At 64.0% G+C, this 17607-nt stretch carries 21 protein-coding genes; 8 read left to right on the forward strand and 13 right to left on the reverse strand.

The genetic code is table 11. The features are described 5' to 3' along the window. The first annotated feature begins 80 nt into the window (after positions 1–80). Positions 81–1184 carry a saccharopine dehydrogenase family protein gene (locus tag RFM68_RS22565; protein ID WP_320235224.1) on the forward strand — a complete coding sequence of 368 codons (1104 nt, stop codon included), beginning with the start codon at positions 81–83 and terminating at the stop codon, positions 1182–1184. A gap of 183 nt (positions 1185–1367) precedes the next feature. Here the strand turns inward: RFM68_RS22565 and RFM68_RS22570 are convergent, their stop codons facing one another. The 5 genes from RFM68_RS22570 to RFM68_RS22590 all read right to left on the reverse strand — a co-directional run bounded on the left by RFM68_RS22570 (position 1368) and on the right by RFM68_RS22590 (position 7610). Next, a complete protein-coding gene (locus tag RFM68_RS22570; RefSeq protein ID WP_320235225.1) occupies positions 1368–2243 on the reverse strand; it encodes a glycosyltransferase in 876 nt (291 codons plus the stop codon). Positions 2244–2319: 76 nt separating this feature from the next. Further along, positions 2320–3726 (reverse strand): dihydrolipoyl dehydrogenase, encoded by a 1407-nt coding sequence (gene lpdA, locus RFM68_RS22575; RefSeq protein ID WP_320235226.1) that lies wholly within the window; start codon positions 3724–3726, stop codon positions 2320–2322. A 230-nt stretch (positions 3727–3956) separates the two neighbouring features. Further along, positions 3957–5360, reverse strand: a complete 1404-nt coding sequence (locus tag RFM68_RS22580) for a dihydrolipoamide acetyltransferase family protein (RefSeq protein WP_320235227.1) — start codon at positions 5358–5360, stop codon at positions 3957–3959. Between the two features lies 1 nt (position 5361). Further along, positions 5362–6375: an alpha-ketoacid dehydrogenase subunit beta gene (locus RFM68_RS22585; RefSeq protein ID WP_320235228.1), complete on the reverse strand. Its 1014-nt coding sequence runs from the start codon at positions 6373–6375 to the stop codon at positions 5362–5364. Between the two features lie 2 nt (positions 6376–6377). After that, positions 6378–7610: a 3-methyl-2-oxobutanoate dehydrogenase (2-methylpropanoyl-transferring) subunit alpha gene (locus RFM68_RS22590; protein WP_320235229.1), complete on the reverse strand. Its 1233-nt coding sequence runs from the start codon at positions 7608–7610 to the stop codon at positions 6378–6380. A gap of 146 nt (positions 7611–7756) precedes the next feature. Here RFM68_RS22590 and RFM68_RS22595 point away from each other — a divergent pair, with 146 nt between their 5' ends. The 3 genes from RFM68_RS22595 to RFM68_RS22605 all read left to right on the forward strand — a co-directional run bounded on the left by RFM68_RS22595 (position 7757) and on the right by RFM68_RS22605 (position 9914). Then, the gene (locus RFM68_RS22595) at positions 7757–8116 is read left to right on the forward strand and encodes a hypothetical protein (protein WP_320235230.1); all 360 of its coding nucleotides are present in this window, start codon (positions 7757–7759) and stop codon (positions 8114–8116) included. Positions 8117–8222: 106 nt separating this feature from the next. Beyond that, positions 8223–9257, forward strand: coding sequence for an aspartate-semialdehyde dehydrogenase (locus RFM68_RS22600; protein WP_320235231.1), 1035 nt, complete (start codon positions 8223–8225; stop codon positions 9255–9257). A gap of 204 nt (positions 9258–9461) precedes the next feature. Beyond that, positions 9462–9914 carry a GNAT family N-acetyltransferase gene (locus RFM68_RS22605; protein ID WP_320235232.1) on the forward strand — a complete coding sequence of 151 codons (453 nt, stop codon included), beginning with the start codon at positions 9462–9464 and terminating at the stop codon, positions 9912–9914. A 16-nt stretch (positions 9915–9930) separates the two neighbouring features. Here RFM68_RS22605 and RFM68_RS22610 read toward each other — a convergent pair whose 3' ends face one another. The 3 genes from RFM68_RS22610 to RFM68_RS22620 are packed head-to-tail and all read right to left on the reverse strand — an operon-like array spanning position 9931 to position 11104. Further along, positions 9931–10362 carry a type II toxin-antitoxin system PemK/MazF family toxin gene (locus tag RFM68_RS22610; RefSeq protein ID WP_320235233.1) on the reverse strand — a complete coding sequence of 144 codons (432 nt, stop codon included), beginning with the start codon at positions 10360–10362 and terminating at the stop codon, positions 9931–9933. Positions 10363–10365: 3 nt separating this feature from the next. Then, the gene (locus RFM68_RS22615) at positions 10366–10635 is read right to left on the reverse strand and encodes a type II toxin-antitoxin system prevent-host-death family antitoxin (protein ID WP_320235234.1); all 270 of its coding nucleotides are present in this window, start codon (positions 10633–10635) and stop codon (positions 10366–10368) included. Positions 10636–10690: 55 nt separating this feature from the next. Then, complete coding sequence (locus tag RFM68_RS22620) at positions 10691–11104, reverse strand: ACT domain-containing protein (protein WP_320235235.1); 414 nt, start codon at positions 11102–11104, stop codon at positions 10691–10693. Between the two features lie 143 nt (positions 11105–11247). Between RFM68_RS22620 and RFM68_RS22625 the strand changes: the two genes are divergently transcribed. The 4 genes from RFM68_RS22625 to RFM68_RS22640 all read left to right on the forward strand — a co-directional run bounded on the left by RFM68_RS22625 (position 11248) and on the right by RFM68_RS22640 (position 12787). After that, entirely contained in the window at positions 11248–11658 is a 411-nt protein-coding gene (locus tag RFM68_RS22625; RefSeq protein ID WP_320235236.1) for a DoxX family protein, read from the forward strand. A 79-nt stretch (positions 11659–11737) separates the two neighbouring features. After that, positions 11738–11977, forward strand: coding sequence for an SRPBCC family protein (locus tag RFM68_RS22630; RefSeq protein WP_320235237.1), 240 nt, complete (start codon positions 11738–11740; stop codon positions 11975–11977). A gap of 56 nt (positions 11978–12033) precedes the next feature. Next, on the forward strand, positions 12034–12369 hold the full coding sequence (locus tag RFM68_RS22635) for an SRPBCC family protein (protein ID WP_320235238.1): 336 nt from the start codon (positions 12034–12036) through the stop codon (positions 12367–12369). A gap of 154 nt (positions 12370–12523) precedes the next feature. Next, positions 12524–12787 carry a YMGG-like glycine zipper-containing protein gene (locus tag RFM68_RS22640; RefSeq protein WP_320235239.1) on the forward strand — a complete coding sequence of 88 codons (264 nt, stop codon included), beginning with the start codon at positions 12524–12526 and terminating at the stop codon, positions 12785–12787. Positions 12788–12856: 69 nt separating this feature from the next. Here the strand turns inward: RFM68_RS22640 and rpsP are convergent, their stop codons facing one another. From rpsP to RFM68_RS22665, 5 genes are all read right to left on the reverse strand, one after another. Further along, positions 12857–13258 (reverse strand): 30S ribosomal protein S16, encoded by a 402-nt coding sequence (rpsP, locus tag RFM68_RS22645; protein ID WP_027169687.1) that lies wholly within the window; start codon positions 13256–13258, stop codon positions 12857–12859. A gap of 111 nt (positions 13259–13369) precedes the next feature. Further along, positions 13370–13696: a chorismate mutase gene (locus RFM68_RS22650; protein ID WP_320235240.1), complete on the reverse strand. Its 327-nt coding sequence runs from the start codon at positions 13694–13696 to the stop codon at positions 13370–13372. Positions 13697–13720: 24 nt separating this feature from the next. Next, positions 13721–15307 (reverse strand): signal recognition particle protein, encoded by a 1587-nt coding sequence (gene ffh / locus RFM68_RS22655; RefSeq protein WP_320235241.1) that lies wholly within the window; start codon positions 15305–15307, stop codon positions 13721–13723. Positions 15308–15594: 287 nt separating this feature from the next. Continuing rightward, a complete protein-coding gene (locus tag RFM68_RS22660) occupies positions 15595–16545 on the reverse strand; it encodes a CPBP family intramembrane glutamic endopeptidase (RefSeq protein WP_320235242.1) in 951 nt (316 codons plus the stop codon). 447 nt (positions 16546–16992) lie between these two features. Beyond that, positions 16993–17598 (reverse strand): DUF1236 domain-containing protein, encoded by a 606-nt coding sequence (locus RFM68_RS22665; RefSeq protein WP_320235243.1) that lies wholly within the window; start codon positions 17596–17598, stop codon positions 16993–16995. Positions 17599–17607 lie beyond the last annotated feature (9 nt).

Below are 17607 nucleotides of genomic sequence, written 5' to 3' on the forward strand. Positions count from 1 at the left end.
GCTTCCTTTCGACAGGCAAGCTGCGATGATTCCGCCAAACTCGAATTGGCCCAAATCAGGATCGGCAAGGGGTATTGATCATGAAGAACATCGTTGTCGTCGGCGCCGGCAAGATCGGCTCGACCATTGCCGAGATGCTCAGCGCCACGGGCGACTATCACGTCACGCTGGTCGACCGCTCGGCCGCCCAGCTTGCCGGTGCCGAATTGCCGGCCGGCGTCGCGAGGCAGGAGCTCGACATCGCCGCCGCTGGCGAGCTTGAGAAAGTGCTTGCCGGCAAGTTCGCCGTGCTGAGCGCCGCGCCCTTCCACCTCACCACCCGCATCGCCGAGGCCGCCGCCACCACCGGCGTGCACTATCTCGACCTCACCGAGGACGTCGTCTCGACCCGCCGGGTGAAGGAGCTGGCGCGTGACGCCAAAGGCGCCTTCATTCCGCAATGCGGCCTGGCGCCGGGCTTCATCTCGATCGTCGCCAACGACCTCGCCAGCCGCTTCGACACGCTGGAAAGCGTGCGCATGCGCGTCGGCGCGCTGCCGCAATATCCGTCCAACGCGCTGAACTACAACCTGACTTGGAGCACCGACGGCGTCATCAACGAATATTGCGAGCCCTGCGAGGCGATCGTCGAGGGCGAGCTTATCGAAGTTCCGCCGCTGGAGGAGCGCGAGGAATTCTCGCTCGACGGCGTCACCTATGAGGCCTTCAACACCTCCGGCGGTCTCGGCACGCTGGCCGAGACGCTGAAGGGCAAGGTGCGCACGCTGAACTACCGCACCATCCGCTATCCCGGCCACGCCGCGATCATGAAGGCGCTGCTCAACGACCTCGGCCTGCGCCACCGCCGCGACGTGCTGAAGGACATCTTTGAGAGCGCGCTGCCGGCGACGCTGCAGGATGTGGTCATCGTCTTCGTCACGGTGTCGGGCCGCAAGAACGGTCGCCTGCTGCAGGAAACCTACGCCAACAAGATCTATTCCAGGCGCGTCGGCAATTTGGTGCGCAGCGCCATCCAGATCACCACCGCGTCCGGCATCTGCGCCGTGCTCGACATGCTGGCCGACGGCAGCCTGCCCGCCAAGGGCTTCATCAAGCAGGAAGACATCGCGCTCGACGCTTTCCTCGCCAACCGCTTCGGCCGCGCCTACGCGCAGCACGAGATGGTAAGCCGGCTGGCGAGCTGAGCGGCACCCTCTCCCTTCTCCTCTTGTGGGAGAAGGTGGATCGGCGCGAAGCGCCGAGACGGATGAGGGGTGTTCCAGGAAACACCAGCATCTCAATCCGCTGGAACACCCCTCATCCGTCGCCTTCGGCGACACCTTCTCCCACAGGGGGAGAAGGGAGAACTCCGACCTGCAGCGCGTCTGCTATTTGCGCAATTTCAGCGGACGCCCGGAGAGAAACCGCACGAAATTGCCTGCGGTTCGCGAGGCGATGCCAGTGCTCCGATTGGCTTGCGGCGGCTTCTGCTGCCGCACAAGCTCGCGTGGCTCGGCGACGGACCGCCCGACTGTGAAGGATGGTTCCGCAACCGGCTTTCCCCTGAGGACGTTGGCCGCGTTGTTGTCATGGACGACGATGCACCATTGGGCGTCCCTCGACGGCGCGATGATGGTGTTGTAACGCGCAGCCATCTTCTGGTGATGGTCACTGTAGACGCCTTTCATTGCAGGCGATCTTTTCTCGACCAAAGTGCCGAAGGCCGACATGGCATACTCGTGATCGGTGTAACGGCCGGTTGCCGTGTCGAAATTCTGGCCGTGCGGAAAAGTAATGTAGAGAGGTTGCTCGTCGACCGCCCCCTTTTCTATCTCTCTGCGTGCCAGGTGATCGATACGCTCCACGAAGGTCGGTGCAAGCGCGTCGTCGCTGTCGAGCCGCGTGAGGGACACGAACCCTGCATCCGTGTCGTCCTGGACAAAGGCATTGAACCGGGCGCCATGGTCGTGACCGGCCTCGACCAGGACCGGCCTGACCTCGATGCCCTTCACGCAATTGCAGACAGCCCGGACATAGTTTTCGTGCGTGTCAGCATCCAGCGCGATAAGGACGGTAAAGTCCCGCAGCGACTGGGCCTCCAGGGAGGCCGCGCAATAATTGTCAAATAGCCTTAGACGCTCGACCAGCCAAACAGGGTCGAGGTTGACCGGTCCTTTGCCGTTCCACTGGCTTGGCTTGAAGCCGGCGGCGGTATTGTAGCGAATCGTAATGTATTTTTTCAAATCCATACTGCGGAAAGACATCAATCCGAACCGTCGCGCAATTGGATTCCAGAGCAATTCCAGGAAAAGTGTGAAACCGTTTCCGTTCGGAATTGCGTTAAATATGCAGCGCGTGGCCGAGCGCCTTCAGCGCCGCTTCTTGGAATCCTTCCCCTTGCGTCGGGTGCGCATGGATGGTGCCCGCGATATCCTCCAGCCGCGCGCCCATCTCGAGCGCCAGGCCGAAGGCCGCCGAGAGTTCCGAAACGCCCTGCCCGACCGCCTGGATGCCCAGCACCAGATGGTTGTCCGCGCGGGCGACGACACGGACAAAGCCATCCTCGCTTTGCTTCGTCATGGCGCGGCCGTTGGCAGCGAACGGAAACTGGCCGATCTTGATCTCGCCGGCGAGCGCCTTCGCCTCCTCCGGCGACAGGCCGGCGGTGACCAGCTCCGGATCGGTGAAGCAGATCGCGGGAATAGCGCGCTTGTCCCAGCTTCTTTTGTGGCCGGCGACGATCTCGGCCACCATCTCGCCCTGCGCCATCGCCCGGTGCGCCAGCATCGGCTCGCCGGTGACGTCGCCGATCGCAAAGACGCCGCGCATCGAGGTGCGGCACTGGTCGTCGATGCGGATGAACTTTCCCGCCCTGTCGAGGTCGATCTGCTCGAGCCCCCAGCCCTCGGTCAGCGGCTTGCGGCCGACAGTCACCAGGATCTTGTCGGCGTCGACCTTGGCGCTCTTGCCGTCCGAAGTCTCGACCAGCAGCGCATCGCCCTTGGTCGCCTGGGTCGACAGTCCCTTGGCTTTGGCGCCGAGCATCACTTCGACGCCGAGTTCGCCAAGCCGCTTGAGCACCGGCCTCGTCAGCTCGGCATCATATTGCGCGAGCACGCGCGGCAAGGCTTCGACCACGGTGACCTTGGAACCCATCTTGGCAAAGGCCATGCCAAGCTCGAGCCCGATATAGCCGCCGCCGACGACCGCGAGCTTCTTCGGCACGTCGCTGAGCGCCAGCGCCTCGGTCGATGAGATGACCGGACCGCCGAAGGGCAGGAACGGCAGTTCGACCGGCGCCGAGCCGGTGGCGATGACGACCGTCTCGGCGCGGATGACCTGCGTGCCGGTCTCGGTCTCCACCTCGACCGTCTTGCCGTCCCGGAACGTCGCCCAGCCTTGCACGGTCTTGACCTTGGCCTTTTTGAGCAGCCCGGCGACGCCGCTGTTCAGCCGGCTAACGATACCGTCCTTCCAGCCGACCGTCCGCGCCAGATCGAGCGTCGGCGCGCTGACCTCGATGCCGAGCGGGCTCATGCCGCCTGCCATATGCGCGATCTTCTCGAACTCCTCCGCGGCGTGGATCAGCGCCTTGGACGGGACGCAGCCGACATTGAGGCAGGTGCCGCCCGGCTTGCCCGCCTCGACGATCACAGTGTCGACGCCGAGCTGGCCGGCGCGGATGGCGCAGACATAACCGCCAGGCCCGGCGCCGATGACGAGCAGCTTGCAGGAGATCTCTTTCATGGGCTTACGTTCTTCTTGATGGCGAATGCCGCGGCGCGCCTTCTCCTTCTCCCCTTGTGGGAGAAGGCGGATCGGCGCGCCAGCGCCGAGACGGATGAGGGGAGTTCCAGCGGAGTGAGACGCCGGCGTTCCCTGGAGCACCCCGCGCCTTCGGCGACACCTTCTCCCACAAGGGGAGAAGGGGGAGCCCACATCCCGGCGCCGCACCGTTCGACATCGACCCCCTCCCCTCAATCCACGAAAATCAGCGCCGGCGTCTCCAGCAACGCCTTGATGCGCTGCACGAACACCGCGGCGTCCCAGCCGTCGATGACGCGATGGTCGAAGCTGGACGACAGGTTCATCATCTTGCGCGGGATGAACTGCGTGCCGTCCCACACCGGCCGCACCATCATCTTGTTGACGCCGACGATCGCCACTTCCGGATAGTTGATGACCGGCGTGGTGGCCACGCCGCCCATGGCGCCGAGCGAGGTGATGGTGATGGTCGAGCCGGACAGCTCCTCGCGGCTCGCCGTGCCGGACTTGGCCGCATCGGCGAGACGGTTGACCTCGGCGGCGCATTCCCACAGGTCGCGTGCCTCGGCATGCTTGACCACCGGCACCACCAGCCCGTTCGGCGTCTGCGCGGCGATGCCGATATGGACGCCTTCATGCTGGTGGATGACGCCGGCATCGTCGTCGAACAGCGCGTTGAGGTTGGGCTGGTCGGCGATCGCCTTCACCATCGCGCGCATCAGGAAGGGCAGCAGCGTCAGCTTGGGCCTCTCGGTTCCCTTGGCGGCCCGCTTGTCCTTGTTGAGCGCGGCGCGCAGTTCTTCCAGCGCCGTGACGTCGATTTCCTCGACATAGGTGATATGCGGGATGCGCGATTTGGCCAGCGACATCTTTTCCGCGATCTTGCGCCTGAGGCCGACGACCTTGATGTCCTCGACGCCGTCCTTCCGGGCAAGCCCGGCCGCGCGGGCCAGCTGCGGACCGCGGGCGACGAAGGCATCGATATCCTCATGACCGATGCGCCCGGCCGGACCGCTGCCCGCGACCTGGCGCAGATCGATGCCGGCTTCCCTGGCGCGCAGCCGAACCGCGGGCGAGGCCAGCGGCTTCTCGCCTTCCACACGCGGCGCGCCGGAGGCCGGCGCCGAACCAGCAGACGCCGGAGCACTACCCCCACCCCTAACCCCTCCCCGCAAGGGGGAGGGGGATTGCGTCGCCGCTGCAGGCGCACCCTTGGCCAAAGGAGCCTTCCTGGATGAACCCGCACCAACCGGTTTGGCATCGGCTTTGGCGGCCTGGGCTCCTCCCCCTCCCCCTTGTGGGGAGGGGTTAGGGGTGGGGGTAGGCGCCGCCGTGACCACTGACAGTTTCGCGTCTTCCGCAACATTGCCTTCGCCGGCCACCTTCAGCCGCACGATCGGCGAGCCGATCGCCACCGTGTCGCCGATCTCGGCGCCCAGCCAAAGGATCTCGCCATCGACCGGCGAGGGGATTTCGACGGTTGCCTTGTCGGTCATGACGGCGGCGAGAACCATGTCCTCGCGCACAAGGTCGCCGACCTTGACGTGCCATTCGACGAGCTCGGCCTCGGCGACGCCTTCGCCGACATCGGGCAGCTTGATGACGTGCTCGCCCATGTCAGGCCTCCATGGTTTCAATCAAGGCGCGTCCGACCCGTGCCGGGCCGGGGAAATAGTCCCATTCCTGCGCATGCGGGTAGGGCGTGTCCCAGCCGGCCACCCGCGCCACCGGCGCTTCCAGATGGTAGAAGCAGTTCTCCTGCACCAGCGAGACCAGCTCGGCGCCGAAGCCGGAGGTGAGCGTCGCTTCATGCACGACCACGCAGCGCCCGGTCTTCTTCACCGAGGCGACGATTGCGTCGAGGTCGAGCGGCAAAAGCGTTCTCAGATCGATGATCTCGGCATCGATGCCGGTCTCCTTGGCCGCGGCCTGCGCGACATAGACCATTGTGCCATAGGCGAGCACGGTGACCGCCGAACCTTGCCGGCGGATCGCCGCCTTGCCGAGCGGGATCGTGTAGTGGCCGTCGGCGACCTCGCCGAGCTCGTGCTTCGACCAGGGCGTTACCGGCCGGTCGTGATGGCCATCGAAGGGACCGTTGTAGAGCCGCTTCGGCTCGAGGAAGATCACCGGGTCCGGATCCTCGATCGCCGCGATCAGCAGCCCCTTAGCGTCATGTGGATTGGACGGCACCACCGTCTTCAGGCCTGACACGTGCGTGAACAGCGCTTCCGGGCTCTGGCTGTGCGTCTGGCCGCCGAAAATGCCGCCGCCGGTCGGCATCCGCACCACGATCGGGCAGGTGAAATCGCCGTTCGAACGGTAGCGCAGCCGCGCCGCCTCCTGCGTCAGCTGGTCGTAGGCCGGGTACATGTAGTCGGCAAACTGGATCTCGACGCAGGGTTTTAGTCCGTACGCCGCCATGCCGATTGCCGAGCCGACAATACCGGATTCGTTGATCGGCGCGTCGAAGCAGCGGCTCCTGCCATATTTGGCCTGCAGGCCTTGCGTGGCGCGGAAGACGCCGCCGAAGAACCCGACATCCTCGCCATAGACGATGACTTGGCTGTCGCGCCCCATCGACACATCGAGCGCGTCGCGGATCGCCTCGATCATGGTCTTCCTGGGCATGGTCAGACCCCCGCCTGTTGGCGCTGGCGCCTCAGATGCGGAGGCATCTCCTCGTAGAGCCCTTCGAACATGTCGCGGGTCGACGGCTTGCCGCCGGCATGCAGCGTGCCGTGGCCCTCGGCCTCCTTCTGCGCGGCGATCACCGTTTCGAGGATCTCGGCTTCCGCCTGGGTGTGGCGCTCTTCCGACCAGGCGCCTTTGTGGATGAGGTGGTTCTTCAGCCGGATGACCGGGTCGCCGAGCGGCCAGGCATCCGACTCGGCCTTCGGCCGGTAGGCCGACGGGTCGTCCGAGCTCGAATGCGCGCCGGCGCGGTAGGTGACATATTCGACCAGCGTCGGCCCGAGATTCTTCCGCGCCCGTTCGGCCGCCCACTTGGCAACCGCATGGACCGCGAGATAGTCGTTGCCGTCGACGCGCAGCGCCGGAATGCCGAAGCCCAACCCTCGCGCCGCAAAAGTGCCGGAGCCGCCGCGCGCAATGCCCTGGAAGGTCGAGATCGCCCACTGGTTGTTGACGACGTTGAGGATGACCGGCGCCTTGTAGGTCGAGGCAAACACCAGCGCCGAGTGAAAATCCGACTCCGCCGTCGAGCCGTCGCCTATCCAGCCGGCGGCAATGCGCGTGTCGTTGGAGATCGCCGAGGCCATCGCCCAGCCGACCGCCTGGATGTACTGCGTCGCCAGATTGCCGGAGATCGAGAAGAAGCCGTGCTCCTTCGACGAATACATGATCGGCAGCTGCCGCCCCTTCAGCGGATCGGCCTCGTTGGAGTAGATCTGGTTCATCATCGTGACCATCGGATAGCCGTCGGCGATCAGAAGGCCGGCTTGCCGGTAGGTCGGGAAATTCATGTCGCCGGCCTGGAGCGCCTTGCGGAAGGCGCAGCTCACCGCCTCTTCGCCCAGATGCTGCATGTAGAACGACGTCTTGCCCTGGCGCTGCGCCATCTGCATGCGCGCGTCGAAGGTCCTGAGCGTCATCATGTGGCGCAGGCCTTCGAGAAGCTCTTCGTCGGTGAGCAGCCCGGCCCATGGACCGACGGCTTCGCCGGCGCGGTTCAGCACCCGGATGATGGAGAAGGCCATGTCGCGGATAATTTGCGGATCGACGTCGATCTCCGGGCGCGGCACGGAGCCCGCCTTGGGGATGGTCACATTCGAGAAGTCGGGCGTGCCGCCGGGCCGAACCTCGGGCTCGGGCACGTGAAAGCGCAATAGTCCAGCATCGGCCATGACCTTACGTCCTCCAATGTTGCCGGTGCGATATTTGCACATCCGCACCGCCACACCAGTGCCAATTCGCCGGGTCTGGGCACGGCCTTCCTCCCGGTCGTCGGTCTTGTCGAGCCGACGCGGCCCGCAAGCGCCAAGATGCAGATATGGCGGGGAAATTTCTTGTCGATGTTTTCGAGCCGCGCGCAATTTGGCGTAAGATTGCGCACGCTTTCCCGCCAGATAAGGCAATTAGCGGTGGCGAAGGCCTCGCCCGGTCTTCCCTTCTCCCACAAGGGGAGACGGCAAGCATGCGCCAATTGACTCTTTTGCCAAAGCGCGTAAAAGCCCGCGTCGAACGGGATCGTTTTTCGATGCGCGGCCTTTTGATGGCTCTTCTTGCATTCGATGCCCCCAGCCTCGATGCGAACCATTGGGCCGGGCGCTTTGGCGCATCCGTCCGTTCCAGCAAGATTCTGGGTTCCAATAAAACTGCGACCAAGAAAACCACTACCAAAACGGTGTGATTCCCTTGGCCTAACCACCCTCTCCCGGGTCCGGCCCGGGGGACGGAACCCGCATGAGGCCGGCGGGTTTCTCCAACAACCAAGCGGAGAGGGACAGGAGATATCGATGAGTTTCAAGGTTGCGGTAGTCGGCGCCACGGGCAATGTGGGCCGCGAAATGCTCAACATTCTGGACGAGCGCGGCTTTCCGGTGAGCGAGGTCGTGGCGCTGGCCTCGCGGCGCAGCCAGGGCACCGAAGTATCGTTCGGCGACCGCACGCTGAAGGTCAGGACGCTCGATCAGCACGACTTCTCCGACACCGACATCTGCGTCATGTCGGCCGGCGGCAATGTCTCGAAGGAATGGTCGCCGAAGATCGGCAAGCAGGGCTGCGTGGTCATCGATAATTCGTCGGCCTTCCGCTACGACCAGGACGTGCCGCTGATCGTGCCGGAAGTGAACCCCGACGCGATCTCGCTGTTCACACGCAAGAACATCATCGCCAACCCGAACTGCTCGACGGCGCAGCTCGTCGTGGCGCTGAAGCCGCTGCATGACGCCGCCACCATCAAGCGTGTCGTCGTCGCCACCTACCAGTCTGTGTCCGGCGCCGGCAAGGAAGGCATGGACGAGCTGTTCACGCAGACGCGCGCGGTGTTCGTCGCCGACGGCGTCGACGTCAAGAAGTTCACCAAGCGCATCGCCTTCAACGTCATCCCGCATATCGACGTCTTCCTCGACGACGGTTTCACCAAGGAAGAGTGGAAGATGGTCGCCGAGACCAAGAAGATGCTCGATCCCAAGATCAAGCTGACGGCGACCTGCGTGCGCGTGCCGGTGTTCATCGGCCATTCGGAAGCGGTCAACATCGAGTTCGAGAAGCCGATAACCGCCGACGAGGCGCGCGACATCCTGCGCGAAGCGCCAGGCTGCCAGGTCCTGGACAAGCGCGAGGACGGCGGCTACATCACGCCGCTCGAATCGGCCGGCGAGGACGCCACCTTCATCTCGCGTATCCGTGAGGATTCGACGGTCGACAACGGTCTGTCGATGTGGGTCGTCTCCGACAATCTGCGCAAGGGCGCGGCGCTGAACGCCGTGCAGATCGCCGAGCTCCTGGTCGAGCGCGGCCTGATCCAGCCGAAGAAGAAAGCGGCTTAACTTTTCGCTCACAGGGTTCGGCCTGCGGCCGATTCCGTTTTCGCTTACGGGCCGCATCGCCGCTGCCGCGGCGGGCCCTCCGCGAGGGCGCCGGACGACCGGCGGCCCGAAGTCGCGGGCTCGGCCTTCGGCCGTAGGAGTTTCCTTCTCCCCGTTCAACGGGGAGAAGGTGCCCGAAGGGCGGATGAGGGGCAGCGCCGACCTATGAGCGACCGCACCAAAATTACCCTGCACCCAGCCACGGCTTCCGACGCCGCCGTCATCGCGAAGCTCATGCGCGCGTCGCTCCACGCGTTTGACTGGATGCCGCTGCTGCATACACCGGAGGAGGATCTGTTCTTCATCCGTGACATCCTCCTGCCCGGACAGCAGGTGACGGTCGCCGAAGCTGGCGGGCGCATCCTCGGCTTCATTGCTGTCGACGGCGATTGGGTCGAACAGCTTTATCTCGATCCGGCCTGGACGGGGCAACGCATCGGCGGCCGACTGCTTGCCGAGGCCACCGTCGGCATGCCTCGAGTCAAGCTCCATTGCTTCCAGGCCAATACCGCCGCGCGCCGGTTCTACGAACGTCACGGCTTTCGTGCCGGGGCCTTTGGCGACGGCTCGACCAACGAGGAAGGCCTGCCGGATATTCTTTACGTGCTCAGACGCTGAGCCAAGCCGAAGCTGTTCAATCGCGCGACACCGGACGACCCTGCCCTGCCACCCAAATGGTTCTGAAGCGTTCCGTTATCGACAGAAAAAAGCGCGGTGGGAGCAGACCGTATTCATAACGGTCGGTGGTGCCTGGAACTGGACGAAGGTCATATCCCGGCCACGCGAAGCGGTTGCCCTCGTGCAACATCACCCATGAGCGCTCGCCGTCGAGGCCAAGGTGGCGTTTGATCGCCGCCGGCAACTCGACCGCCAGGGAAACATCGTTCGGCGGCACGTGCGTGACAGGCACGACCGTTACAATAAGGCCATCGGCTTCCCGGTCGACGGCAAGCACCACCACACAAGGGCGATCCTTGCGTCCCTCCTCTTGTCCAGCCTGGCGCTCATGATGCCACAGATATGCGTAGGAAATGACTTGGCCGAGCTGCGGCTTGGGAAGCGGCATGCCTCACTTTTCATCCAGCAAGGCATTGAGGTGATCGTGTTCCGTTGACATGCGGCCGTTGGCGATCATCTCGATTTCGTCGTGCGTCAGATCCTTGGTCGCAAACGATTGCCGGACCAGATTCTTATAGCGCTGAAGCTCCTCATATTCGACGGTCGAAACAAAATAGCCGGTCGGCCGGCCATGGCTCATGACCGCCACAGGCTCCCGCTGCACGATTTCGCGATAGCGCCCGAAGTTTCGGGCGAATTCCGTAGCGGGGACCTCACGCATTGCAATTACTCCAAATTGCGTAATTTATGAAAATTACTCAATTTACGCGTTCCTGTCAAATTGCGGCGCCACTTTCCATCGCCAACTGCCGCAGAATGACGAGCGCTTCTTCGCATCGGTCGGCCGGGACGAAGAGATGATCATGGTAGAAGGCCGAGACCGGGTTGACGCCCATGCCTGTTGCCGCGAGCCGCGTCGTGATGGCGGCGAGGAAGCCGACGGCTTCGAGCGAGGAGTGGATGTCGAGCGTGATCATCCGGCAGCGGAACGTGTCGGCGAGGCCGGCGGCTTTCGCCCTGTCTTCAGGAACGATCAGCGTCAGGCCTTCGCCCTCGCGAAACTGCATCACGGGCTCAAGTCCTGCCGGGATCGGCATGTCCGGTGCCAGCGTGGCGAAGACATGGATTCCAGGGAGCAGTTGCGGCGTCATCGACGCGAGCAGTTTTTGCAGGTCGGTCTCACCAGTCATCTTGCCTCGTTTCTGCTCCATGCACTCTCTGAACCACGCCTTTGAAAGAAGCGTGCCGGACCCTGTAGGATCGCCACGTGGTTCTCCGTCCTTGGTTCGAAGCTGGCAAAAGCCAGTTCCTGAATCAACCGGAGGGAACACCCATGAGCATTTCCGAAGCCGCGCCTGCTTCAAAAGGCGCTTTGTGGACCGGGCGCGTGCTCAGCGCCGTCGTCGTCCTGTTCATGATCTTCGACGGCGTCATCAAGCTGCCGCCGCTCGATGTCGTCACCCGGGCGATGACCGACCTCGGCTGGCCGGCTGATGCCAATGTCGCGCGCCTGATCGGCGCGATCGGCCTGATCTCGACCGCGCTCTATGCCTTGCCGCGCGCCTCGGTGCTCGGCGCCATCCTGCTCACCGGCTATATGGGCGGTGCGATTTCGACCCATGTGCGGATCGGCAACCCGTTCTTCTCGCACACGCTGTTCGGCGTCTATCTCGGTGTCATCCTGTGGGGCGGGCTCTATCTGCGCGACCAAAGGGTGCGGGCGCTGATCCCGTTCAGCCGCTAAAGCGGTTATTTTTTACGCAATTCCAGACGGAAAACCGCTGCGCACTTTTCCCGGAATTGCTCTAAAGGAGGAGAAAAAGATGCTCACCACCATTGTCATCATCCTGGTCGTCATCATTGCCGCCGTGCTGATATACGCGGCGACTCGATCGAACGATTTCGTCGTCGCCCGTTCCGCCGGGATCAAGGCGCCTGCCGAAGTGATCTTCCCGCTGATCAACGACTTCAGGCGCTGGCCCGAATGGTCGCCCTTCGAAAAACTCGACCCGGAGATGAAGCGCACGCTTTCCGGCGCCGAGAGCGGCAAGGGTGCCACCTAAAGCGCGTCGCGATGAAACGGATTCAGTCGACGCGCTTTAAGTCTTTGTTTTGATGCATGTCATTTTCCCAAAACCGCTGCGCACTTTTGGGCGACATGCATTATGCCTGGGAACGCAATTCCAAGGCCGGCAAGGGCCGCATGGAGATCACCGGTTCGGCGCCGTCTTCGCTGGTGTCGCTGAAGCTCGACTTCGAGAAGCCGTTCCGGGCCAACAACACCGTCGACTTTTCGCTCTCGCCGTCAGGCGACGGCACCACGGTCACCTGGGCCATGCGCGGCGCCAGGCCCTTCGTCGCCAAGCTGATGGGCTTGTTCATGAATTTCGATACGCTGATCGGCAAGGATTTCGAGGCCGGGCTCGACAATCTCAAACGCGCCACCGAACGATAGAAAAGCTCATTCTTTCAATGAGATCGTGAGATGCCAGCGCAATCCGCGCCGGCGCTCCAATCGCCAATCTCCATCCTCTTGGGGATCAAATTAGCCGTCTGTGAGTTTAGACCATGGCGGCGAGGACGGCGATCCGCGTGAGAGAGGAACAACGATGAAGAAAGCAATTATCATCCTGGTGCTGACCATGGCACTCGGCGCCTGCTCGCAAACGGAAAAAGGCGCGGCGATCGGCGGCCTCGGCGGCGCGGCGGTCGGCGCGGCGGTCGCCGGCAATCCGACGCAAGGGGCTATCGTCGGCGGTGCCGTCGGCGCTGTCGCCGGCGCGCTGATCGGCCATGCCAGCGAAAGCGGCCAGTGCCGCTATCGCGACCGTTACGGCCGCGTTTATGTGGCGCGCTGTCCGTCCGGCTACTGAGGCATCACACAGACCAAAGAAAACGGCGGGCACTTGCCCGCCGTTTTTGTAAGCGAAGAAGGATCGCGATTACTCGGCGGTGGCGGCTTCCGCCTCGGCCGGCGCGGCGGTCGCCGCGGCAGCGGCAGCGGCTGCATCTTCCTGGGCCTTCTTCAAAAGGGCGGCGCGTTCCTGCGCCTTCTTGCCGGGCAGCGCCTTGTTCGGGTTCGAGCGGGCTTCGCGCTTGGCAAGGCCGGCCTCGTCGAGGAAGCGCAGCACGCGGTCGGTCGGCTGGGCGCCGTGCGACAGCCAGTGCTTGACGCGGTCGGCGTCGACCTTGATGCGCTCGCCGTCCTTCGGCAGCAGCGGGTTCCACGAGCCCAGCGACTCGATGAAACGGCCGTCGCGCGGCGAACGGGCGTCGGCAACGACGACGTGATAGTAAGGACGCTTCTTCGAACCCGCACGGGCCAGTCTGATCTTCAGTGCCATTGTTTTCTCCTAAAAGCTCTGATTTCGTTTGATGTGGTTGCGGCTGAGTCCTTTGTTTTGTGCATGTCGTTATCCCAAAACCGCGAAGCACTTTTGGGCGGCATGCACAGGTCAGCCGGCTTTTGCAGCGCCGTTGGAAGCGGCGATCTGTTCGTGATGACGGATCACTTCGCGAACGACGAAGTTGAGGAATTTTTCCGCGAAATCGGGGTCGAGATGCGCGTCGTTCGCCAACTGGCGAAGACGGGCGATCTGCTGCTGCTCGCGTGCCGGATCGGCCGGCGGCAGGCCGTGCTCGGCCTTCAGAACGCCGACCGCCTTGGTGCAACGGAAGCGTTCGGCCAGCATATGGATGAGGGCGGCGTCGATGTTGTCGATCGAAGCGCGGTAGCCAGCCAGGATGGCGCGTGCGTCGGCCATGTCTTTCTCCTCGTTCATCGCCCCCTCACCTCTTCGTGCCCATTATTTCTTCTTCCCGAGGCCGGGCAGCCCGCCGCCGCCCAAGCCCGGCAGCCCACCAGGAAGCTTCATGCCGCCGGGCAGGCCGGGGAGGCCACCGCCGCCGGGCATGCCGCCCGGCATGCCCTTGCCGAGGCCTGCGGCCTGCTTCTGCAAGGCTTCGAGCTGCTTGGAATCCATCTTCGACAGATCGGGCATGCCGCCCATTCCACCGCCCGGCATCATGCCGCCAAGGCCCATTTTCGAGGCAAGGCCGCCCATCATGCCGCGCATCAGGCCGCCGCCTTTGCCCTTGCCGCCCATCGCCTTCATCATGTCGGCCATGCCGCGATGCATCTTCAACAGCTTGTTGATCTCGGCCGCGTCGGTGCCGGAGCCGGCGGCGATGCGCTTCTTGCGCGAGTGCTTGAGCATGTCGGGATTGGCGCGCTCGGCCTTGGTCATCGAGGAGATGATGGCGAGCTGGCGGCCGAACATCTTGTCGTCGAGGCCGGCGGCGGCGAGCTGGTCCTTCATCTTGCCCATGCCGGGCATCATGCCCATGATGCCGCCCATGCCGCCCATCTTCGACATCTGCTGAAGCTGCTGGGCGAGGTCGTTCAGGTCGAACTTGCCCGACTGCATCTTCCTGGCCATCGCCGCCGCCTGCTCGGCGTCGATGTTTTCTGCCGCCTTCTCGACGAGCGAGACGATGTCGCCCATGCCGAGGATACGGTCGGCGATGCGCTTGGGGTGGAATTCCTCCAGCCCGTCCATCTTTTCGCCGGTGCCGATGAGCTTGATCGGCTTGCCGGTGACGGCGCGCATCGAAAGCGCGGCGCCGCCGCGGCCATCGCCGTCCATCCTGGTCAGCACTAGGCCAGTGATGCCGACGCGCTCGTCGAAGCTCTTGGCAAGGTTCACGGCATCCTGGCCGGTGAGCGAATCGGCGACCAGCAGGATCTCGTGCGGCGACGACACCTTCTTGATGTCGGCCATCTCGACCATCAGCGGCTCGTCGATATGAGTGCGGCCGGCGGTGTCGAGGATGACGACGTCGTGGCCGCCGAGCCTGGCCGCCTGCACGGCGCGCTTGGCGATGTCGACCGGGTTCTGGCCAGCGATGATCGGCAGCGTCGCGACCTTGGTCTGCTCGCCGAGCTGGCGCAGCTGCTCCTGCGCGGCGGGACGCCGCGTGTCGAGCGAGGCCATCAGGACCTTTTTGTTCTGCCGCTCGGTCAGCCGCTTGGCGATCTTGGCCGAGGTCGTGGTCTTGCCGGAGCCCTGCAGGCCGACCATCATCACGACGACGGGCGCCGGCGCGTTGAGGTCGACGGCGACGCCCTCGGCGCCCAGCATGTCGACCAGCTCGTCATGGACGATCTTGACGACCATCTGTCCGGGCTTGATCGACTTGAGCACCGCCGCGCCGACCGCCTTCTCGCGCACCTTGTCGGTGAAGGAACGCACCACCTCCAGCGCGACGTCGGCCTCGAGCAGCGCACGGCGCACCTCGCGCAGTGCCGCCGAGACATCCGCCTCGGACAGCGCGCCGCGGCCCGTCAGGCCATTCAGGATGGAGCCAAGACGCTCCTGGAGGGATTCAAACATTCTTCTTCCTTTTCCCTGGCACCTTGTGGATGCCCGAGAGGTAGTGCGTTCGCGCCGGGTCGCCAAGCAAAAGCGCAAAGCCAAAAAGCACCCGGGGGCGCATCGCGCTGCCGGGTGTTGGCCTCCGGGATCTCTTTACAGCACTTGGCCTCAAAAAGGCTTCGGCGTCCTGGTCGGCTTTCGCGAAAGAAAACTCGTCGCGGAATTCAGCGGCTCTAGACAGGAAATTGGCCGTGGAGTCAAGGCTCGGGCTCAATCCGGGTCAGAACGCCGCGATTTGCGGCGACTCACCGCGGGCTTTGGCTGTTCGCCCCGACCCTCAGCGGCGAGCGCCGGTGCAAAAGCAGCAGCATCGTCAAAAGCGTACTGGCGATGCCGATCGCGGCGATGAGAACGGCATCCAGATCGGTCCAGCCGGGGCCTTCGAGGGGCTTGGCGTTGAGCAAGGCGAAGGAATTGTAGCCCTGCTGGTGCGAGATCAGCAGGAAGCCGGTCAGGTTGTTGCCGAGATGGGCGCCGAAACCGGCGCCGAGATTGCCGGTGACATAGACCAGCAGCGTGAGCAGCAAGGCAAAGGTGCCGATCGAGACCAGGACGCAGGCATTGATGGCAAGCGTCGAGGCCGAATTCCAGTGCAGCGACGTGAACAGCAGTCCCGGCAGCGCCGCCCAGATCAGCGGGTTCCTGAAGCGGTAGGCCAAGCCACGCAGGAGATAGCCGCGAAACAGCATTTCTTCCGACGAAGTCTGCAGGGAGGCGAGCAGCGCGATCGGGACGAGGAAGAGCAACCAGGACGACAACGCTATCGGTCCGCGCGCGATCTCCGGCTGCAGCCAATAGAGCAGGACCTCGGAGAAGAGCGAGGTGATCAGGACCGCGACCAGGCCTTTGAGGAAATCGCCGCCCGCGATGCGGCGGCTGACGCCGAAAAGGGCCGCGAGCGGCTCGCCATGCACGAAGCGCATCGCCACCCACAGGCCGATCCAGATGCCGGCAAACGAGGTCAGCGCGCTCAGAATGCCGATCGGCGATGCCAGGAAATCCTGCATGTAGCGCCCGGTCGACGGACCAGGGAGGCGCCAGACGATATAGGCATAGGTGCCGGCAAACAGCACCAATGCCGTCGCGGCCATCCAGAACGCAACGACGATTGCCGTTCCGAACACCAGGCGCAGCAAATTGGTCTTTTCGTTCGGCGAGCGGCGGTAGCGCTCGAAGGCGGCATTTTCGATCGTCACGCGGGCTCCCCTGCCGAACGCTGTCGGGTCGCATGATCTATGGGATCGGCGGTTACCGTGCAATCGTCTTGGGCGGCGACTACCCAGTTTACCGCGGTCGGATGACTAGCCGGAACGCCTGTCGTGGTCGTCATCCTATGGCGGATCAAGGAGCGAAGCGACGCGGCGCAGACCATAGGATCCATGCCGTTACATCTGAGCGATGCTAACGGGTCCAGAATTCTGCTCCGCGGCACCCTTCGGCCGAGGTCACGGCATGGATTCCAGGGTCTTCGCGACGGAGCTTCGCTCCTGCTTCGCCCTGGAATGACGAAGTTGGAAAGCTTCGGCCAACCTCGAACGTTTGCGATGATGGAGTGTTGAGCAAATGCAATACTGAGCCGTCAGCGCGCAAACGAAGCGGCCGCCATTGCTGGCGGCCGCTCTTTCTCACAGAATCGAACGCGATCAGCGCATCACGTAGACGATGCGCCGCGTGCCCGGATCGACCAGCGCCGGCTGGTTGTTCACATAGACATAGCGATAGTTGTAATTCGGGATTTCGCGCAGCTCGACCGTGTCGGGCAACGTGGCGCCCGTCACCACCTCGCCATCGAGATAGACCGGATCGACCCGGTGCGTGGTGACATAGGTGCCCACCTCGGCCGGCGGCCTGACGATCGGCTCGATGGCGTCGTCGCCGGAAACGATGGCGCCGGTGTAAGTGTCCGTGGTGTAGACATCATCGGTCGGCGGCGCCACGACGGCGATGCCGGCATCGGCCGGCCGGCGCGTCACGACGACGCGGCTGCCGCCGAAATCGCCGGTCACATAATCGGAATAGACCCAACCCTTGCCGCCGGCTTCGGCGATCGTGCACCATTTGCTGCCTTCGATGCAGCCAACGAGAGTGGCCGACTGGCCGGCCGCCAGCACGCCGATGACCGGGTATTGTGGACCGGGGCCGGCGCGGACATTCAAGTCGGCCACGGCCGAGACGGGGGTATCGGCGAAAGCGGCGCCCGATATGGCGAGCAGCGCACCGGCAAGCGCCGGAAACAATACGCGTTTCATGGTTTTCGC

The organism is Mesorhizobium montanum, assembly GCF_033977145.1.
GTDB classification, from domain to species: Bacteria; Pseudomonadota; Alphaproteobacteria; order Rhizobiales; family Rhizobiaceae; genus Mesorhizobium; species Mesorhizobium montanum.

Bases quoted from the DNA above. Each gene is read 5' to 3' on its own strand.
- RFM68_RS22565 (WP_320235224.1), top strand. From the start codon at position 81: ATGAAGAACATCGTTGTCGTCGGCGCCGGCAAGATCGGCTCGACCATT.
- RFM68_RS22570 (WP_320235225.1), bottom strand. From the start codon at position 2,243: ATGTCTTTCCGCAGTATGGATTTGAAAAAATACATTACGATTCGCTAC.
- lpdA (WP_320235226.1), bottom strand. From the start codon at position 3,726: ATGAAAGAGATCTCCTGCAAGCTGCTCGTCATCGGCGCCGGGCCTGGC.
- RFM68_RS22580 (WP_320235227.1), bottom strand. From the start codon at position 5,360: ATGGGCGAGCACGTCATCAAGCTGCCCGATGTCGGCGAAGGCGTCGCC.
- RFM68_RS22585 (WP_320235228.1), bottom strand. From the start codon at position 6,375: ATGCCCAGGAAGACCATGATCGAGGCGATCCGCGACGCGCTCGATGTG.
- RFM68_RS22590 (WP_320235229.1), bottom strand. From the start codon at position 7,610: ATGGCCGATGCTGGACTATTGCGCTTTCACGTGCCCGAGCCCGAGGTT.
- RFM68_RS22595 (WP_320235230.1), top strand. From the start codon at position 7,757: ATGGCGGGGAAATTTCTTGTCGATGTTTTCGAGCCGCGCGCAATTTGG.
- RFM68_RS22600 (WP_320235231.1), top strand. From the start codon at position 8,223: ATGAGTTTCAAGGTTGCGGTAGTCGGCGCCACGGGCAATGTGGGCCGC.
- RFM68_RS22605 (WP_320235232.1), top strand. From the start codon at position 9,462: ATGAGCGACCGCACCAAAATTACCCTGCACCCAGCCACGGCTTCCGAC.
- RFM68_RS22610 (WP_320235233.1), bottom strand. From the start codon at position 10,362: ATGCCGCTTCCCAAGCCGCAGCTCGGCCAAGTCATTTCCTACGCATAT.
- RFM68_RS22615 (WP_320235234.1), bottom strand. From the start codon at position 10,635: ATGCGTGAGGTCCCCGCTACGGAATTCGCCCGAAACTTCGGGCGCTAT.
- RFM68_RS22620 (WP_320235235.1), bottom strand. From the start codon at position 11,104: ATGACTGGTGAGACCGACCTGCAAAAACTGCTCGCGTCGATGACGCCG.
- RFM68_RS22625 (WP_320235236.1), top strand. From the start codon at position 11,248: ATGAGCATTTCCGAAGCCGCGCCTGCTTCAAAAGGCGCTTTGTGGACC.
- RFM68_RS22630 (WP_320235237.1), top strand. From the start codon at position 11,738: ATGCTCACCACCATTGTCATCATCCTGGTCGTCATCATTGCCGCCGTG.
- RFM68_RS22635 (WP_320235238.1), top strand. From the start codon at position 12,034: ATGTCATTTTCCCAAAACCGCTGCGCACTTTTGGGCGACATGCATTAT.
- RFM68_RS22640 (WP_320235239.1), top strand. From the start codon at position 12,524: ATGAAGAAAGCAATTATCATCCTGGTGCTGACCATGGCACTCGGCGCC.
- rpsP (WP_027169687.1), bottom strand. From the start codon at position 13,258: ATGGCACTGAAGATCAGACTGGCCCGTGCGGGTTCGAAGAAGCGTCCT.
- RFM68_RS22650 (WP_320235240.1), bottom strand. From the start codon at position 13,696: ATGAACGAGGAGAAAGACATGGCCGACGCACGCGCCATCCTGGCTGGC.
- ffh (WP_320235241.1), bottom strand. From the start codon at position 15,307: ATGTTTGAATCCCTCCAGGAGCGTCTTGGCTCCATCCTGAATGGCCTG.
- RFM68_RS22665 (WP_320235243.1), bottom strand. From the start codon at position 17,598: ATGAAACGCGTATTGTTTCCGGCGCTTGCCGGTGCGCTGCTCGCCATA.